At 62.6% G+C, this 16736-nt stretch carries 18 protein-coding genes; 13 read left to right on the top strand and 5 right to left on the bottom strand.

Annotated elements, in window-relative coordinates; all coding sequences use genetic code 11:
• The first annotated feature begins 97 nt into the window (after nt 1-97).
• The gene (locus tag KZO25_RS08470; RefSeq protein ID WP_066447333.1) at nt 98-1015 is read left to right on the top strand and encodes a LysR substrate-binding domain-containing protein; all 918 of its coding nucleotides are present in this window, start codon (nt 98-100) and stop codon (nt 1013-1015) included.
• Between the two features lie 274 nt (nt 1016-1289).
• Here KZO25_RS08470 and KZO25_RS08475 read toward each other — a convergent pair whose 3' ends face one another.
• A complete protein-coding gene (locus tag KZO25_RS08475) occupies nt 1290-2366 on the bottom strand; it encodes a bifunctional nicotinamide-nucleotide adenylyltransferase/Nudix hydroxylase (protein ID WP_066447335.1) in 1077 nt (358 codons plus the stop codon).
• 114 nt (nt 2367-2480) lie between these two features.
• On the opposite strand from KZO25_RS08475, the gene KZO25_RS08480 reads away from it, so the two are divergent.
• A complete protein-coding gene (locus tag KZO25_RS08480; protein ID WP_223136609.1) occupies nt 2481-3386 on the top strand; it encodes a YihY/virulence factor BrkB family protein in 906 nt (301 codons plus the stop codon).
• A 40-nt stretch (nt 3387-3426) separates the two neighbouring features.
• Here the strand turns inward: KZO25_RS08480 and KZO25_RS08485 are convergent, their stop codons facing one another.
• A complete protein-coding gene (locus KZO25_RS08485; protein ID WP_223136610.1) occupies nt 3427-4467 on the bottom strand; it encodes a Glu/Leu/Phe/Val family dehydrogenase in 1041 nt (346 codons plus the stop codon).
• A 248-nt stretch (nt 4468-4715) separates the two neighbouring features.
• Here KZO25_RS08485 and yccX point away from each other — a divergent pair, with 248 nt between their 5' ends.
• Nucleotides 4716-4988, top strand: coding sequence for an acylphosphatase (gene yccX / locus KZO25_RS08490; RefSeq protein ID WP_223136611.1), 273 nt, complete (start codon nt 4716-4718; stop codon nt 4986-4988).
• A gap of 44 nt (nt 4989-5032) precedes the next feature.
• On the opposite strand, the gene KZO25_RS08495 is transcribed toward yccX, so the two are convergent.
• Genes KZO25_RS08495 through KZO25_RS08505 form a run of 3 tightly spaced genes read right to left on the bottom strand, consistent with a single transcriptional unit; the run spans nt 5033 to nt 7871 of the window.
• Nucleotides 5033-5977, bottom strand: a complete 945-nt coding sequence (locus KZO25_RS08495) for a nucleoside hydrolase (RefSeq protein WP_223136612.1) — start codon at nt 5975-5977, stop codon at nt 5033-5035.
• A 42-nt stretch (nt 5978-6019) separates the two neighbouring features.
• Nucleotides 6020-6922 carry a ribokinase gene (locus tag KZO25_RS08500; protein ID WP_223136613.1) on the bottom strand — a complete coding sequence of 301 codons (903 nt, stop codon included), beginning with the start codon at nt 6920-6922 and terminating at the stop codon, nt 6020-6022.
• A 13-nt stretch (nt 6923-6935) separates the two neighbouring features.
• Nucleotides 6936-7871 (bottom strand): D-2-hydroxyacid dehydrogenase, encoded by a 936-nt coding sequence (locus tag KZO25_RS08505; RefSeq protein ID WP_223136614.1) that lies wholly within the window; start codon nt 7869-7871, stop codon nt 6936-6938.
• Between the two features lie 182 nt (nt 7872-8053).
• Here KZO25_RS08505 and KZO25_RS08510 point away from each other — a divergent pair, with 182 nt between their 5' ends.
• The 10 genes from KZO25_RS08510 to tolB all read left to right on the top strand — a co-directional run bounded on the left by KZO25_RS08510 (nt 8054) and on the right by tolB (nt 16700).
• Complete coding sequence (locus KZO25_RS08510; RefSeq protein ID WP_066447988.1) at nt 8054-8341, top strand: FmdB family zinc ribbon protein; 288 nt, start codon at nt 8054-8056, stop codon at nt 8339-8341.
• 60 nt (nt 8342-8401) lie between these two features.
• A complete protein-coding gene (gene aspS / locus KZO25_RS08515) occupies nt 8402-10183 on the top strand; it encodes an aspartate--tRNA ligase (RefSeq protein ID WP_223136615.1) in 1782 nt (593 codons plus the stop codon).
• Nucleotides 10184-10394: 211 nt separating this feature from the next.
• Nucleotides 10395-10934, top strand: a complete 540-nt coding sequence (gene ruvC / locus KZO25_RS08520) for a crossover junction endodeoxyribonuclease RuvC (RefSeq protein WP_223136616.1) — start codon at nt 10395-10397, stop codon at nt 10932-10934.
• A 140-nt stretch (nt 10935-11074) separates the two neighbouring features.
• The gene (gene ruvA / locus KZO25_RS08525; protein WP_223136617.1) at nt 11075-11683 is read left to right on the top strand and encodes a Holliday junction branch migration protein RuvA; all 609 of its coding nucleotides are present in this window, start codon (nt 11075-11077) and stop codon (nt 11681-11683) included.
• A 24-nt stretch (nt 11684-11707) separates the two neighbouring features.
• Entirely contained in the window at nt 11708-12745 is a 1038-nt protein-coding gene (ruvB, locus tag KZO25_RS08530) for a Holliday junction branch migration DNA helicase RuvB (RefSeq protein ID WP_223136618.1), read from the top strand.
• Nucleotides 12742-13137, top strand: coding sequence for a tol-pal system-associated acyl-CoA thioesterase (gene ybgC, locus KZO25_RS08535; protein WP_316935616.1), 396 nt, complete (start codon nt 12742-12744; stop codon nt 13135-13137). The genes ruvB and ybgC overlap by 4 nt, the downstream gene beginning before the upstream one ends.
• A gap of 35 nt (nt 13138-13172) precedes the next feature.
• Entirely contained in the window at nt 13173-13850 is a 678-nt protein-coding gene (tolQ, locus tag KZO25_RS08540) for a protein TolQ (protein ID WP_262488911.1), read from the top strand.
• A 12-nt stretch (nt 13851-13862) separates the two neighbouring features.
• A complete protein-coding gene (tolR, locus tag KZO25_RS08545) occupies nt 13863-14300 on the top strand; it encodes a protein TolR (RefSeq protein ID WP_223136621.1) in 438 nt (145 codons plus the stop codon).
• A 16-nt stretch (nt 14301-14316) separates the two neighbouring features.
• Entirely contained in the window at nt 14317-15411 is a 1095-nt protein-coding gene (gene tolA, locus KZO25_RS08550) for a cell envelope integrity protein TolA (RefSeq protein WP_223136622.1), read from the top strand.
• Complete coding sequence (tolB, locus tag KZO25_RS08555; RefSeq protein ID WP_066448020.1) at nt 15411-16700, top strand: Tol-Pal system beta propeller repeat protein TolB; 1290 nt, start codon at nt 15411-15413, stop codon at nt 16698-16700. The genes tolA and tolB overlap by 1 nt, the downstream gene beginning before the upstream one ends.
• The last annotated feature ends 36 nt before the right edge of the window (nt 16701-16736 follow it).

Genomic DNA, 16736 nt, shown 5'->3' on the forward strand with positions numbered 1-16736 from the left:
CATTAGGGCCTGCCTGAAGAGCGACACGGCGTGACGACGTTTCGCTATCAGTAGCTTTCATCACTTTCACTCGTCAAAGCTGTCATCGGGAGTCGCGGTGAACCTCGAGACCAAATGGCTGGAAGATTTCGTTGCCCTGGCCAGCACACGTAGTTTTTCCGCCTCCGCTCGCCAGCGGCATGTCACCCAGCCGGCCTTCAGTCGCCGCATTCGCTCACTGGAACAGGCAGTCGGTGTCACGCTTGTCGATCGCTCTACCACGCCAATCAACCTGACCCCGGAAGGGCAGCTGTTCCTGGTGACCGCACGCAATCTCGTCGAGCAGCTCAATGAGTGCCTGGGCCACCTGCGCGGTGTGTCAATGGCTCGCGAGGCGCTGGATATCGTCGCCGCGCACTCCCTGGCCTTGAGCTTCTATCCCGAGTGGATCTCACGCCTGCAGGAAGGCCTGGGCGAGCTGCCGACACGACTGGTGGCCATGAACGTGGGAGAGGCAATTCATGTGCTGCGCGAGGGCAACTGCGACCTTATGCTGGCATATCACGACCAGTATGCAACGATGCAGCTCGATGCGGAGGTCTTCCCCTCATTCTCAATCGGTCAGGTCAAGATGCTGCCAGTCAGTCTGGCGGACAAGCAGGGCAAGCCGCTCTTCAGTCTGGAGAGCCAGGATCAGATACCGTATCTTTCTTACACCCAAGGCGCCTTTCTTGGTCGAAGCGTCCGCATGCTACTCAAGAACGATCCATTGCGCCTGCGCCTGCGCACCATCTATGAAACAGCCATGGCCGAAGGACTCAAGGGCATGGTCCTGCAAGGTGTCGGCCTGGCCTGGATTCCCGACTTCTGTATTCGCGATGAACTGAAGAGCGGCCGGGTGGTGCGCGCCGGCGATGACAAGTGGGATGTGCCGCTGGAGATACGTCTCTATCGCTGCTCGCTGGTTCACAAGCCGGGCGTCGAGAAGCTGTGGCGGCAGATGATGAAGTTGCCGCGCGATTTCCTGCAGGCGTAAGGAGCGCTGGAAAACGTTTCCTGATTACTCACCTTGATCAGCCATCGGGCCAATTTTGAGCCACACTGAAAGCGCTAGGATGGTCAAGAAGTTATAACTCGCCCTCCCTTAGCGACTTTCTCCACCAACGTTGCCACACCATCTTGTAGGAGGAAGCTTTAGCTCACGACTGGAGGCGCAAGCCTCCTGGCGGTCTTGCCGACGCCAACGATCACCGCCAACGCGGCGGCCTCCGCCAGGCGCCTGCTGAGTCTTATGCGTCATCAGGAAACGTTTAGATCCCGCCGAAGTCGGCCGGCAATCCGAGAAAATTCTGGATGATGAAGAAGTGGTCCTCGAACAGGCCATCGGGTTCGAGCTCGGCCAGGGGCACCCAGCGGGCATGATCGCCGCCCTTGACCGGCTTTAGCTGAGGCAACTGCTGATCGGGCCTGAGGGCAAAATAGAAGGCTTCCGCCAGGGTGCGCCCGCGCCAGCTGCGATGCGGCTCGTCGAACAAGCGCTGGCCACGCAGGGAGCCTTTCAATACCGGCTCCGGCACCTTCAACCTGACCCTTTCGCGCAGTTCGCGCAGGCAGGCGTCCAGCAGTCGCTCGTGAGGGTTGATGAACCCCCCGGGCAGGGCCAGCAGACCCTTTCCGGGTGCCGCAGTGCGGCGTACCAGCAGCACATGGCCAGACTGCACTACCACCGCATTGACGGTAACGAAGACCGGTGGATAGGGCGCCTGGGCCCAGGCCTGGCGATATTGCTCCAGCAGTTGCTGCTCTTCCATCAGCTGCTGGTGGGCTTCACCGCCGGCAAAGCGGCGCAGTTCAGTACAGACAGGTGGTGGCAGGTCATGGACGGCGCCGGTGCTCAGGTAGTCGTCGGTAGAGGAGTTCGAGCGAAAAAGGCGTTCGCGTATCTGACTGGCCGAAATGCCTTCGACCAGCGGTACACTGAGTGACTCCCACTGAGGGAACAACGACAGATAGTAGCTTGACTGGCCACGGCTCGCCCCAATTAGCCCGATGCGTGGCAGTCTGGCATGTCGGTGGCCGGCAATGTCACGTACCTTGCGCTGGACATCACGCACCCAGACATCATTGTTATAGAGCGCATCCAGCAGCGGCACTATCTCGAGCCGCGCGTTCTCCTCCTCGTCGAAACAGCCTCGCAGCAGATTCTGTCGTTCCTCAAAGCGCCAGGGATTGCGCAGTGAACGGGCCTGCCAGGCGGAGCCGACGAGCACGATGACCTGCCTCGCATGACGTAATGCTTCGTTGATAACTGCCAAATGGCCCAGGTGGGGGGGTTGGAACCGGCCGATGAATACGAGACAGTCAAAATCATGGTCTGAAGCGGACATCGGCGAATCCTTCGCTGGCGGCTCGGGGCCGTCTATTATGGAGGGCGTCAGGCAGGGCTGCAATGGAGGTGCCAACGGAGCCATTCGGTTGTATCCAGATCACAAGGAGGCGGAGTGAAGACCAATATCGTGACGTTCTGGTGGGGGGTGATTCATGACTCCATACAGCTATGGCTTCAGCGCAATGCCTTCAGCTATGCCGGCTCACTGGCCTTTTATACGCTCTTTTCGTTGGCTCCGACGATCATCATTGCGGTAACGGTCATTGGCGTGGTGTTTGGCGAGGAAGCGGCTCAGGGGCAGATCGTTGCCCAGCTGGAAGGGGTCCTTGGTGAGGAGGCAGCAACCGCCGTCGAACAGGCAGTCGCGGCATCGAGAATCGAGGAGAGTGGCCTGATGCCGACGCTGCTCGGGGTCGGTGCTCTATTGATAGGCGCCACCACCGTGTTCGCCCAGATGCAGTTTTCCCTCAACACCATGTGGGGAGTGACCGCCAAGCCGGGTCGCAACGGCTTGCTGCTGTTTCTTCAGAAACGCCTGATGTCACTGGCCGTGGTGCTCGCCATCGGTTTTATCCTGCTGGTCTCACTGGTTTTCGGCGTTATGCTTCGCGCACTGCTTGTGGCCGGCGACGACCTGGTACCCTTCGTCGGCCCCTTGACCGCGGCGGTTGAGTTCATAGTGACACTGGCAGTCCTCACCGCGCTCTTTGCCACAATCTTCAAGGTGTTGCCAGATGTGGTGCTGGCCTGGAAGGATGTCCTGCTGGGGGCTTTGATTACTGCACTTCTGTTTGCTATCGGGCGCAGCGCCATCGCCGCCTATCTTGCCTATACGGCAACCGCTTCCACCTATGGTGCCGCCGGTTCGGTGGTCATGATCCTGCTGTGGGTCTACTACAGTTCGCTGATCCTGCTGTTCGGGGCGGCCTTCATCAGGAGTCATCTGCTGGCCCAGGGGCGAAAGATCATCCCACGAAACAGAGCCGTCCTGGTGAGGCGGGAGCTGCTGGAAAGCTGAGTCGGGCGGCCCAGGCCGCCCGACGCATGCCAGGACTGGCCTATGTCAGAAGCCGCTCACGGGCAAGTTCATCGGCAATGGCCGCCGGGCTTGTGCCGCGATTCCCGGCGCGTTCGAATATCTCGTCGAGGGTCGCGGTGATGCGCTCCACATGAGCCATCACCGCCTTGCGTGAATAGTCCTCGTGACGCTGGTACTCGACCTCGATGACGCCGCCGGCGTTGGCAACATAATCCGGTGCATAGAGAATGCCCCGGTCATGCAGCAGATCCGCCACGTCCGGCGTCGCCAACTGGTTGTTGGCCGCTCCGCACACTACAGCTGCCTGCAGGCGGTTTGCCACATCTGCAGTCAGGACCGCTCCCATGGCACAGGGGGCGAAGACATCCACCTCCGCATCGAATATCGCAGCCGGCGTGGTGGTAGTCGCGTCGACCTCTCCGGCCAACAGCTCCAGGGCCTTCTGGTCAATATCGGTCAACACCAGGCGGGCTCCTGCAGCGTGGAGCTGACGCGCCAGATGCGCCCCGACATGGCCGACTCCCTGAATGGCCACTCTGAGGCCATCCATGTCCGCTCGTCCCAGGCCATGACGAATGGCGCTCTGCAGGGCACAGAAAACACCATGGGCGGTAAAGGGGGAGGGGTCGCCGGACTCGCCGGGGCGACGAGCCAGGCCGCTGACATGGGCTGTGCTTTCGTGGATATAACGCATGTCGGCTTCGCTGGTACCGGAGTCTTCCGCCGTGATGTAGCGGCCGCTCAGGGAGTCAACCAGCTGCCCCATGGCACGCAGTAGTTCCGGGGTCTTGTCCCGGCGCGGGTCGGCGATGATCACGGCCTTGCCGCCTCCCAGCGGCAAATCGGCAAGGGCCGACTTGTAGCTCATTCCACGGGAGAGGCGCAGAACATCGGTGAGGGCCTCCGCTTCGCTGGCATAGGGGAAAATGCGCAGGCCACCCAGGGCCGGACCGCGGTGAGTATCATGAATGGCGATGATGGCGCGCAGACCGCTGGCGGCATCACTGCCGAAGACGATCTGCTCATGATGATCGAATTCGGGATGATCGAAGACCCGCATGGTGTTACTCCCTTGTGAGGATGGCTTGTAGTCTTGTTGTTGGCCCGATCGGAGCCGTTTATGGGCCTGCCGTCGCTTGTGGCAGCGACAGGTTCCCATCAGTAAATGTTAGAGCATTACGCCAGCGGCGAGAACCGACTTAACCTCGACGCCATGAAATGATGCCTAGCTGCAAGAAGCGTGCGGCTGGTGGATAGACGCGCGGGATGTTAGAACGACAGGACGATATCTCACAGGGAGAATGTGCCATGAGCAAGCGCTGTGTGAAGGCAGTGGTGGCGGGAAAGGTTCAGGGCGTGTGGTACCGCAAAGCGGTCCAGGATCAGGCGCTCCAACACGGCGTTACGGGCTATGCGAAAAACCTTCCCGATGGCCAGGTGGAGGTGATGCTTTGCGGTGAGAGCGATGCGGTCAACAAGGTCGCGACCTGGCTCTGGCAAGGTCCGCCGAATGCCCGGGTCACCCACGTGGAGCTCGAGTCGCTCGAGCCTAGGGACCCGGACAATTTCGTCACGCTATAGCCTCAAGAGCTAGCCAGACAGGCACGGTCATACAGGCTAGCCGTTCAGGCCAGCGTGGAGGTAATCCACTCCACCACGGCATCGCCGTCTGTCTCGAGACAAACCTCGACCAGCGGCGTCTGGGACCAGCGCTCCTGGATGAAGCCGCGACCCTCCGGTGCAAAGATGGTCTGCCCCTCGGCCGCGCCTTCCGTCACCACTGACAGGTGACCCGGCGCGGTGGTAAACAGCTCGGGGCGTAGCAGCCAAGCCAGTGCGCAGCTGTCGTGGGGGCAGCAGCCATCGATGCCGAGGAATTCCCGGTAGAAGTCACGATAGAAGTCATAGCTTCCCGCGAGCACCTTGCCCAATTCGCCCTGACCCGCCTCAATACGGGACATGTGCTCTTGCGTGAGTACACAGCGGTGGGTTACATCGAGTCCCACCAGGGTCAGCGGCCACCCGGCGGTAAGCACGCGCTGGGCGGCATGAGGGTCGTTGAACATGTTGGCTTCCGCGACTGGCGTGACATTGCCACCCTCACCGATCGAGCCGCCCATGATCACCACCTGCCTGACCTTTTCGGTAAGCTCCGGGTCAAGCTGTAGCGCCGCAGCAAGATTGCCCACAGGCCCTACCGCGACCAGGGTCACCTCACCGGGGCGGACATTTACCGTATCGACAATGAACTGCGCGGCATTGCGTGGATCCCTGCAGCCCGTTACGGCGGGCAGGTCGATATTGCCAAGGCCATTGGCACCATGGATGTGGGCCGGTGCCGGGTGACGCGGTTTGACCATGGGGCCGGCGGCTCCCTGGGCCACAGGTACATCGCCGCGGCCGGCCAGTTCGCTCAACAGCAAGGCATTGTGGGTGGCGGTCTCCACGTCCACGTTGCCGTAGGTCGTGGTCAAGCCAAGCAGCTCGATCTCGGGATGGCGCAGGGCAATGGCGATGGCCTGGGCGTCATCGACGCCCGGGTCGGTATCGAAGATGATGGAATGGGACACGTGGACTCCTTTCTCTAAGTAAAATGAGCGCTAGGTAGCGTTTCAGGCATGGAACTGGCTCATCGCGTGCTCGACGTCGGCCCGTAGCGGAATGCTCTCGGCAGCGCCGAACTGCTGGACGCAAAGAGCCGCTGCATGGGCAGCCAGTCCAAGGCAGCCGGCAACAGTCTTGCCTTCCTGGAGGGCTGCCATGAAATAGCCGATGAAGGTATCGCCTGCCGCCGTGGTATCCACGGGCTTGACCGGCAGGGCGGGCTGATAGCACTGTTCATCACCCGATTGATACCAGGCGCCAGCGCCACCGAGCGTGAGCACCGTATCGGTCTCGGGCAGGCGTTGCCGCAGGCCTGCCAGCAGGGCCTCGGCACCGGAGGACTCGGGCAAGCCGACCAGGCCCGCGGCCTCGACGCGGTTGACGAACAGCAGTTGGCAGGTCTCCAGCGGCAGCCGGGCCACGTCTTTCGTCATGGGCGCCGGGTTGAAGGCGATGTTCAGGCCGCGCTCGCGAGCGCTCGCGAAGAGCTCCGGCAGCGCATTGCACTCGTTCTGTGCCAACAGCCACTCCCCGGGGCGGGCCAATGCCGCAAGCTCAGCGAGCGCCGATGGCGTAAAGCCATGATTGGCGCCGGAAAACAGAATGATGGCGTTCTCGCCACTATCATCCACCTGGATGATGGCATGGCCGCTGGGCTCGTCGACCAGGGCGAGATGGGCCACGTTTACTCCGGCATCGGCCAGACGCTCTCGGGCCCAGGCATCCTGTCGCCCCAGGCGCCCCCAGTGGCTGACCTGCCCTCCGGCAAGCGCCATGGCCAGGGACTGATTGGCTCCCTTGCCGCCGAGCCCCACCTGGTAAGCCCGGCTGGCAAGCGTCTCGCCGGGATGCACCAGGTGCGGGACGCGATAGACATGGTCGAGATTGATCGATCCGAAATTGTGCAGCATGGCGCCCTCTCTTTCAGTTCGCTTGAACCTGACGCAGATTTTCCGCCGTCAGCGTCACGATGCGCTGGCGCGCCTCCGGCGTGATCCAGGCACTGTGGGGCGTGACGATCAGGTTGAGCGACTCCTCCAGGGCATCGAGAAGGGGGTGCCCATCCCGGGGTGGTTCCACCGGCAGCACGTCGACGCCTAGCCCGCCCAGTTGCCCTTCGCGCAGCGCATCGAGCGCCGCCTGTTCGTCGATAATGCCGCCCCGTGCGCAGTTGACCAGCAGCGCGCCCGGCTTGAGGGTGGCCAGCAGGGTGGCGTCGAACAGGTGTCGGGTGGCATCGTTCAGAGGGCAGTGCAGGGTGACCACGTCCGCTTCGGGTGCAAGGTTGGCCAGCGGGGTACGTCGGTCATTGGCTTCATTGCCAGGCCTGGCAGCGAAGCTGACGCGCATGCCGAAGGCCTCCGCCAGGGCGGCGACACGACTGCCCAGCTCGCCCTGGCCAACGACCACCAGGTGCTTGCCCTCGAGCTGCAGCGTGGGGTGATCCATGAGGCAGAAGAAGGGACTCACATTCCAGTGTCCGGCGGCCACGTCACGCTGATAGAGCGGCAGTCGATTGGCGAGGGCGAGGATCAGCATCAGCGCATGCTGCGCAACGCTGGCGGTGCCGTAGGCAGTGACATTGCGCACGTCGATACCCAGGCGCTCGGCAGTCGGCATGTCGATATTGTTCATGCCGGTGGCCAGCACGCAGATCGATCGCAGCGAGGGCAGGGCGTCGAGCGTAGCCCCATCCAGCACCACCTTGTTGACGATGGCCACCTCGGCGCCGTCGAGGCGCTCCCGAACCTGGTCGGGGGCGGTGTGTTCATGCACATCGAGTTCATCGACCCGTTCGCGGATCGGTGACAGGTCGATATCGGCGCCAAGGCTGGCAGCATCGAGTATCACGGCTTTCATGCGGGGTTCCTTCTGTTGGTCCGCGTTGTGCCCCACCTTTTACGGGCCCAGCGTGCCAGGGCTGGGACAGGCCCGGCCAGGCGCGCTATAATGTCCGGCTTTCACGGCAGGCTTGGAAAGTCCCTCGCACGACCCAATATTGCCGGAGGTTGCGCGCTGTCGAATCAGGAGTGAATTGAACCATGCCCATCTATGAATATCAGTGCAAGGCCTGCGGCCATCGTCTGGAAAAACTGCAGAAGATCAGTGCAGCGCCCCTGACCGATTGCCCCGCCTGCGAGGCTCCCGAACTCAATCGCCTGGTCTCCGCAGCAGGCTTCCGGCTGGCCGGCGGTGGCTGGTACGAAACCGACTTCAAGTCCGGCAGCAAGAAGAACATCGCCGGTGACACCGCCAGCACCGGCGGCGAGGCCAAGCCACCCGCCAAGGGCGGCGAGCCCAAGCCGGCCAAGGATGGTGCCGCGGCCTGAGCCTGAGCCCGCGCCCATTGCGATCAACCCTTTCGATAACGCTACAGAACAGGATACGACATGCGCAGCCATTATTGCGGCCAGCTGAACGAAACCCTGGTGGACCAGACGGTCAGCCTGTGCGGCTGGGTACATCGCCGCCGTGACCACGGGGGTGTCATCTTCCTCGACCTGCGCGATCGCGATGGCATTGCTCAGGTTGTGGTCGACCCCGATACCGCCGAGGCCTTCGCCACTGCCGATCGGGCGCGTAGCGAATACGTCCTGCGCATTTCCGGCCGTGTCCGGCTGCGCCCCGAGGGAACCCAGAATCCCAAGATGCCTACCGGCCTGATCGAGGTACTGGCCAAGGAAGTCGAGGTCCTCAATACTGCCGCCACGCCGCCGTTCCAGCTCGACGAGCATGGCCGGGTGGGGGAGGAGGTACGTCTCAAGCATCGCTACATCGACCTGCGCCGTCCCGAGATGATCGAGAAGCTGCGTCTGCGTTCACGGATCTCCCATAACGTGCGCGCCTTCCTCGAAGGGCAGGGCTTTCTCGATATCGAAACCCCGGTCCTGACCCGCGCCACGCCCGAGGGCGCCCGCGACTACCTGGTGCCCAGCCGCACCCATCCCGGCAGCTTCTTTGCGCTGCCGCAGTCGCCGCAGCTGTTCAAACAGCTGCTGATGGTGGCGGGCTTCGACCGCTACTACCAGATCGCCAAGTGCTTCCGTGACGAGGACCTGCGCGCCGACCGCCAGCCGGAGTTCACCCAGATCGACCTCGAGGCGTCCTTCGTCAGCGAAGAGGACATCATGGGGATCACCGAGACGATGATTCGTCAGCTCTTCCAGGAAGTGCTGGACGTCGAGTTGCCCGAGTTCCCTCGCATGACGTGGGCCGACGCCATGCACCGCTTCGGCTCCGACAAGCCGGACATGCGCATCCCGCTGATGCTGGTCGACGTCGACGACCTGATGCAGCAGGTGGACTTCCAGGTCTTCTCCGGCCCGGCCAGTGCCGCGGACGGCCGCGTGGCCGCACTCAAGGTGCCGGGCGGTGGCGGCATGTCGCGCAAGGTCATCGACGAATACACCAAGTTCGTCGGGATCTACGGTGCCAAGGGGCTGGCCTGGATCAAGGTCAATGAGCGCGCCAAGGGCATCGAAGGCCTGCAGTCGCCCATCGTCAAGTTCATGGAAAACGTGATCGAGGAGCTGCTGGACCGCGTCGGCGCCGAAGATGGCGATATCATCTTCTTCGGTGCCGACAAGGCCAAGGTCGTCAACGAGGCTCTCGGGGCGCTGCGGGTCAAGCTCGGCGAAGACCTCAATCTCTATACCCAGCCCTGGGCGCCGCTGTGGGTGGTCGACTTCCCCATGTTCGAGGCCGACGACAACGGCCGCCTGAGCCCGCTGCACCATCCGTTCACTTCGCCGTCGTGCAGTCCCGAGGAACTCAAGGCCAACCCGGCCGGAGCCCTGTCGCGGGCCTACGACATGGTGCTCAACGGCACCGAGCTCGGTGGCGGCTCGATCCGTATCCACGACCAAGCTATGCAGAGCACCGTGTTCGAGATCCTCGGCATCGGCGAAGAGGAAGCACGCGAGAAGTTCGGCTTCCTGCTCGACGCCCTGCATTATGGCGCGCCGCCCCACGGCGGCCTCGCCTTCGGTCTCGACCGTCTGGTGATGCTGATGGCCGGGGCGCGCACGATCCGTGAAGTGATCGCCTTCCCCAAGACGCAGAGCGCCGGCTGCCTGTTGACCGACGCCCCGGGGGAGGTGTCTGCCGACCAGCTCAAGGATCTCAACATTCGCCTGCGCCAGAAGGCCAAGGCCGAGAGCGGCAACGAGTAACAGGCGACAGCGTTGCCACCCTGTTCACCGGCGCCTGATGGCGCCGGTGTCATATTAGGAGCCTGTCGGACTTAACGCTGATCTACTGCGACGATCGGTCAAATCCGACAGGCTCCTAGGCATCTCGACAGCGAGAGCATGTGAGGAGAGACGGCATGGCCGGGTACAGCAATAGGGCCAGCAGCAGCCAGACGGCTCCGGGACGTTGCACATGATGATCCTGGGTATCGATCCCGGCTCGCGGATTACCGGCTACGGGGTGCTCGACGTCGGTGGGCCGACGCCACGCTATGTCGCCAGCGGCTGTATCCGCCTGCAGGGCGACGACCTGGCCCAGCGGCTCGCCCAGGCCTATGCCGGCATCAGCGAGCTGATTGCGCTGCACAGGCCCGGCGAGTTCGCCATCGAGCAGGTGTTCATGTCGAAGAACGCCGACTCGGCACTCAAGCTAGGGCAGGCCAGGGGCACCGCGATCGTCTGCGCTGCCAACCATGGCCTGCCCGTCAGCGAATATGGCCCGCGCCAGATCAAGCAGGCGGTCACCGGCACGGGAAGCGCCAGCAAGTCCCAGGTGCAACATATGGTGGTCGCCATCCTCGGGCTGGGTGGCGCCCCTCAGGCCGACGCTGCCGATGCGCTGGCCATTGCGCTGACCCACGCTCATGCTCGTTCTGGTTTACTGACAACGGGCAGTTTTGGCGGTCATCGCACCCGTCGCCGGGGAGGGTCGTGGCGTGACTACCAGCCCTGATCGTCGACTCCCTTCGAGGTTATGAATAATTCTCGAACGCTGTTTGATGCTGGGCTGGTCAGTCGCTTGAGCGAACAGTATAGTGGCGCCATGGTGGCCCTAAATGCCTTGTTACTTACAGGATTGGAATAGCGAAGCCCATGATCGGACGCCTGCGTGGCAACCTGCTCGACAAGCAGCCGCCCTGGCTGGTAGTGGATGTAGCCGGAGTCGGCTACGAACTGGAGGCCTCCATGACCACGCTGGTGGCACTGCCAGGCATTGGGGAATCCGTTTCCCTGTTTACGCACCTTACCGTGCGTGAAGATGCCCACCTGCTCTACGGTTTCGCCCGCGAGCAGGAGAGAGCCCTGTTCCGCGCCCTGATCAAGGTCAATGGCATCGGCCCCAAGCTGGCCCTGGCGATTCTCTCCGGCATGGATGAAACCGCCTTCATTCGCTGCGTCATGGACGATGACATCAAGTCGTTGACGCGACTGCCGGGCGTGGGCAAGAAAACCGCCGAAAGACTGATCATCGAGATGCGCGACCGTTTCCCCCACTGGGAGCAGCCAGCCGGCATGGCCACGGCTGGGTCGGGTGGCACCGAGACTCCGCGCAGGCAGGACCCCCTGGTCGATGCCGAGGCGGCCCTGGTCAGCCTGGGTTACAAGCCCACGGAGGCGGCAAAGATGCTGTCGGGCCTGGATGAAGGCCTCTCCACCGAGGCCATGATCAAGGCGGCGCTCACCCGTCGCCTGGCAGGATGAATCCCATGAGCGTGAGTGGCTGGCATGATTGATAACGATCGACTGATCGCCGCCGACGAGCATGATGGGGAGGCTCGCGTCGACTACGCGATCCGCCCCAAGCGGCTGGCCGAGTACATCGGGCAGCCCAGGGTGCGCGAACAGCTTGAGATCTTCATCACCGCTGCCCGCGGGCGCGATGAAAGTCTGGACCATACCCTGGTATTCGGACCGCCGGGACTGGGCAAGACGACGCTGGCCAATATCATTGCGGCCGAAATGGGGGTGGGCATGAAGTCCACGTCCGGCCCGGTACTGGAACGAGCCGGCGATCTCGCCGCGATGCTCACCAACCTGCAGCCGGGTGACGTGCTTTTCATCGACGAGATACACCGCCTCTCACCGGTGGTGGAAGAGATCCTCTATCCCGCCATGGAGGATTTCCAGCTTGACATCGTCATCGGGGAGGGACCGGCAGCACGTTCCATAAAGCTGGACCTGCCACGCTTTACCCTGGTGGGTGCGACCACCCGCGCCGGCCTTCTGACCTCACCACTACGAGATCGCTTCGGTATCGTCCAGCGCCTTGAGTTCTACGATATCCAGGAGCTCACCGAGATCGTCACCCGTTCGGCGCGGCTGCTGGGGGTGGAGACCGACCGTGATGGCGCCACCGAAGTGGCGCGCCGCTCCCGGGGCACACCACGTATCGCCAATCGCCTGCTGCGTCGCGTTCGCGACTATGCCCAGGTCCGAGCAAGCGGCAGCGTCAATGCCGAGATTGCCGACCAGGCGCTGAACATGCTGCATGTGGATCATCATGGCCTCGACCACATGGATCGCCGATTGCTGCTGGCAATGATAGAGAAGTTCGACGGCGGCCCGGTAGGGGTCGATTCGCTGGCGGCCGCCATCGGCGAAGAGCGCGACACCATCGAGGACGTCATCGAGCCCTACTTGATTCAGCAGGGCCTGATGATGCGCACCGCCAGGGGCAGGGTGGTCACCCGCCAGGCATGGCAGCATTTTGGACTGTCGCCTCACGACCAGGCGCTGGATGCCGCTGGAGAGGTAAGGCCGTGAGCCCGTTTCGACTTCCGATACGGGTTTATATCGAGGATACCGATGCCGGTGGTATCGTCTATTACGTCAATTATCTCAAATATATGGAGCGGGCTCGCAGTGAGTGGCTACGCCATCACGGCCTCACCCAGAGTGATCTGTTGGAAACCGGTATTCAGCTGGTTGTTCATCGTCTCGAGTGCCGCTATGCCAAGCCAGCACTACTGGACGATGCCCTGGAAGCCACCGCCGCCATTCACTCGGCGGGCCATTGTCGTGCGAGCTTTCTGCAAAGGATAACCCGTAACGGGGAACCCTTGTGCGAAGCGAGGGTCGACATCGCTTGCCTGGATACCGCCCGCCTCAAGCCCACGCCATGGCCGCCGGCAATTGCCGCGGTTCTCAACGGTTAACTGAAAGTTCGACGAGGATGCCTGTGAACGACTCGATGTCAATTCCACACCTGATCATGAGCGCCAGCACCGTGGTGCAGTTGGTCATGCTGATCCTGGTGATCGGCTCGATCCTCTCCTGGATCGTGATTTTCCAGCGCACTTTCGTCATGCGCCGCGCTCGCCAAGCCCATCAGCTGTTCGAGGAGCGCTTCTGGTCCGGTGTCGATCTCAATGAACTGTACCGTGACACCCCCTCCGAGCAGGAAACCCAGGGCGCCGAACAGGTCTTTCGTGCCGGCTTCCGTGAGTTCAACCGGCTGATGCCGAAGACCAAGAGCCCCGACGCCATCCTTGACGGCGTGCAGCGCAGCATGCGGGTCGCCTGGTCACGGGAAGAGGAGCGGCTGTCTCTGCATCTGGTCTTCCTTGCGACCGTCGCCTCGGCCAGCCCCTATATCGGCCTCTTCGGCACGGTCTGGGGCATCATGGGGTCGTTTCAGGCGCTCTCGCTGACCCAGCAGGCCACGCTCACCACGGTGGCCCCCTGGATTGCCGAAGCCTTGATCGCGACGGCCATGGGTCTATTCGCTGCCATTCCTGCGGTTATTTTCTATAACCGCCTTTCTGCTGAATCGAGCAGATTGCTGGGCAAGTACGAGGACTTCGCCGAGGAGTTCCACTCCATCCTGCATCGCAACCTGCAGGGACGCAGCGAAGCCGGCACTGCCTGAAGGAGCCGCACCATGCAAGGACCTTTCAATCGTGATGGTCGGCGCAAGCCGATGGGCGAAATCAACGTGGTGCCGTTTATCGACGTCATGTTGGTGCTGCTGGTGATTTTCATGATCACCGCGCCGATGCTGACCCAGGGTGTGCAGATAGAGCTGCCCCAGGTGACCTCGGAGCCTATCGACTCCGATGACGATAACGAGCCGATCGTGGTATCGGTGGATCGTGAGGGCGAGTATTTCCTGATGGTCGGCGGTGACGAGATCCAGGTCGGCCTGGATGAACTCTCCGACAGGGTGCTGATCCTGCTGGATCGTCGGCCGGGCTCCCAGGTCATGGTGCGTGGGGACCGACAGGTGCCCTACGGACAGGTCGTGAACCTGATGAGTACCCTGCAAGTGGCCGGTGTGGCCAATGTCGGGCTGATCTCCGAACCACCGCCGCGTGATTGAGGAGAAAGGTACCGCCATGGCTCGACATGACCAGCGCGCGCCCACCCAGCCGGTTCGACCCGTCGGCTATGGGCTGCCAACGGTTCTCGCTGTTGGCCTGCACGTTCTGGTAGTGGTGCTCAGCGTGATCACCCTGCCGCAGCGTCAGCCGGAAGATCCCCTGACCAGCTCCATCGTACAGGCAACGCTGGTCAGCACCGAGACCACCACGGACCAGGCCCAGCGTGCCGAGGAGGCGCGCTCTCGGGCACAGGCTCGCCAGGCAGAGGAAGAAGCCCAGCAGGCCGAGGCCGAAGCACTCGAACGCGCTGCGGAAGAGCAGGCTGCCGAGGAAGCCGCGCGCCAGGCCGAGCAGGAGGCTGCACGTGAAGCCGAGGCACGCCAACGCGAAGAGGCGCGGGAAACGGCAGAAGCAGAGGCCCAGCGACGTGCTGAAGAGGCCGAGCGCCAGGCACAGCTGAGAGAAGAGCAGGAAGCCCAGCGCCAGCGCCAGCAGGAGGAAGCCGCCGAGGCGCAGCGTCAAGCCGAGGAAGAGGCCCGCCGCCAGGAAGCCGAGGCCCAGCGCCGTCGCGAGGAGGAAGAGGCCCGTCGCCAGCAGGAGGCCGAAGAGCAGCGCCGCCGCGAGGAGGAAGCCCGTCGCCAGCAGGAGGCCGAGGAGCAGCGCCGTCGCGAGGAGGAAGCCCGTCGCCAGCAGGAGGCCGAGGAGCAGCGCCGCCGCGAGGAGGAGGCACGCCGAGCCGCGGAACAGGCCAGCCAGGGCCTCGATCGCGCCATCGAGGGTGAGAGCGAATCCGTGGCCAATGCACGCCAGGCCCAGGAGGCGGCCAACAGCTTCATCAATCTGGTGCGAAGGGCGGTGGAACAGGCCTGGGTAATTCCCCCGGGTGCATCAGGAAACCTGGAGGCCACTGTTCAGGTCCAACTGGGACCCTCTGGCGAGCTGTTTGGCGCTACTATTATGCAGAGCAGTGGTGATAGCAGCTTCGACCGCTCTGCCATTCAGGCGGTGGAGTCCGCCGCACCGTTCGGTGAACTGCGCCAACTGCCCGCTTTGGCGCAGCGTGACTTTCGACAATTCAATCTGCGGTTTCGACCGGGAGATGTACGCTGATGAAAGCCCTGATGATGACCTGGCTGAGCGCTTTACTCTTGTTGTTCAGCACGCTGGCACAGGCCAACCTGACCATTGAGATTACACGCGGCAGCGACCGTGCAACCCCCATCGCGGTGGTTCCTTTCGCCGCCGACGGTGAAAGCCTGCCCGAGGATGTCGCCCAGATTATCAGCGACAATCTCCAGCGCAGCGGTTACTTCGAACCCCTTGATCGTCGAGCCATGTACGACAGGCCCAGCAGCGGTGACGAAGTGCAGTTCGGCCAGTGGCGCGGACTGGACGTTCGCTACCTGGTGGTAGGCCGCGTCAGTCGCGAAGGCGACGGCTATCGTATTCGCTATGAGCTGATGGATGTCAGCGGCTCCCGTCGCATGCTGGGTGAAAGTGTAACTGCCAGCAGCAACGAACTGCGGGGCGGGGCGCACTACATCAGCGATCAGATCTTCGAGTCCATAACGGGCATTCGTGGCGCGTTCGCCACGCGTATCGCCTATGTCACTGCCCGGGGTGCCGGCGATGACATGCAGTTCGCCCTCTATGTTGCCGACGCCGACGGCCACAATAGCCAAGAGGTCCTGAGTTCGCGGGAGCCGATCCTTTCCCCCGCCTGGTCCCCGGATGGACGCAAGCTCGCGTATGTCTCCTTCGAGACGGAGCGGCCGGCTATCTATATACAGGAACTGGCAACCGGCCAGCGGGTCAGGGCGACCTCCTTCGAAGGGATCAACGGTGCTCCAGCCTGGTCGCCCGACGGGCGTAGGCTGGCCATGGCGCTGTCCAAGGACGGCCAGCCGGAAATCTATATCATGGACGTGGCATCGCGGAACTTCGAGCGCATCACCAATAACAATAATATCGACACCGAGCCAAGCTGGTCACCGGACGGACGTAGCCTCCTGTTCACGTCCGATCGTAGCGGTGGGCCTCAGCTCTATCGCTATACGATTGGCAGCGGGGATATCGAACGGCTTACGTTTACCGGCAACTATAACGCCCGCGGGCGCTTTGCTCCCGATGGTGAATCCATTTTTCTGGTCCACCGCAGCAACAATGGCTACCAGATCGCCAGGCAGGACCTGGGGTCGGGTCGGCTGGTCGTAATCAGTGAATCGCGTTGGGATGAATCACCCAGTGTTGCACCCAACGGGACCATGGTAATCTTCGCCACCCAGCAAGGTAACAGCGGGGTGTTGGGAGCGGTGTCGGCCGATGGACGTGCGTCCTACCGGTTGCCATCGGCGCAGGGTGACGTACGCGAACCCGCGTGGTCGCCGTTTCTGAATTAACGCTCAATGATCCGTCTCATTCGAATCCTTCAAGGA

The sequence above is a fragment of the Halomonas sp. ANAO-440 genome, from assembly GCF_019915905.1.
Taxonomy (GTDB): domain Bacteria; phylum Pseudomonadota; class Gammaproteobacteria; order Pseudomonadales; family Halomonadaceae; genus Halomonas; species Halomonas chromatireducens.